The 598-nt window shown below is 60.4% G+C and carries 1 protein-coding gene; it reads left to right on the top strand.

The annotated features are described in order from the left end of the window. A partial coding sequence (locus BK660_RS31825) for a U32 family peptidase (RefSeq protein ID WP_185045344.1) occupies window positions 1-598 on the top strand: 598 nt, incomplete at both ends.

Genomic DNA, 598 nt, shown 5'->3' with positions numbered 1-598 from the left:
ATCATCCTGTCGCGGGAATTGTCGCTGGAAGAAATCGGTGAAATCCGCGAACAGGTACCGGGCATGGAACTGGAAGTGTTCGTTCACGGCGCATTGTGCATGGCCTATTCCGGGCGCTGCCTGCTCTCCGGCTACATGAACAAACGCGACGCCAATCAGGGCAGCTGTACCAATGCCTGTCGCTGGAAATACTCGGCGCAAGAGGCCACGGAAAATCAGCTCGGCGAGATCGTCCAGACCTTCCAGCCCGAGCCGACCCTGGGCCTCGGCGCGCCGACTGATCAGGTGTTCCTGTTACAGGAAGCCAACCGCCCCAACGAATTGATGCCCGCTTTCGAAGACGAGCACGGCACCTACATCATGAACGCCAAGGACCTGCGCGCGGTGCAGCACGTCGAGCGCCTGACGCGCATGGGCGTGCATTCATTGAAGATCGAGGGCCGGACCAAATCGCACTTCTATTGCGCGCGCACCACGCAGGTGTATCGGCGAGCGATAGATGATGCGGTGGCCGGGCGTGAGTTTGATCGCAGCCTGATGACGGACTTGGAGTCACTGGCGCAGCGTGGCTACACCGAGGGTTTTCTGCGTCGGCATG

This window comes from Pseudomonas brassicacearum (assembly GCF_003732265.1).
GTDB classification, from domain to species: domain Bacteria; phylum Pseudomonadota; class Gammaproteobacteria; order Pseudomonadales; family Pseudomonadaceae; genus Aquipseudomonas; species Aquipseudomonas brassicacearum_D.
This window is presented reverse-complemented; position numbering and strand designations above follow the sequence as displayed.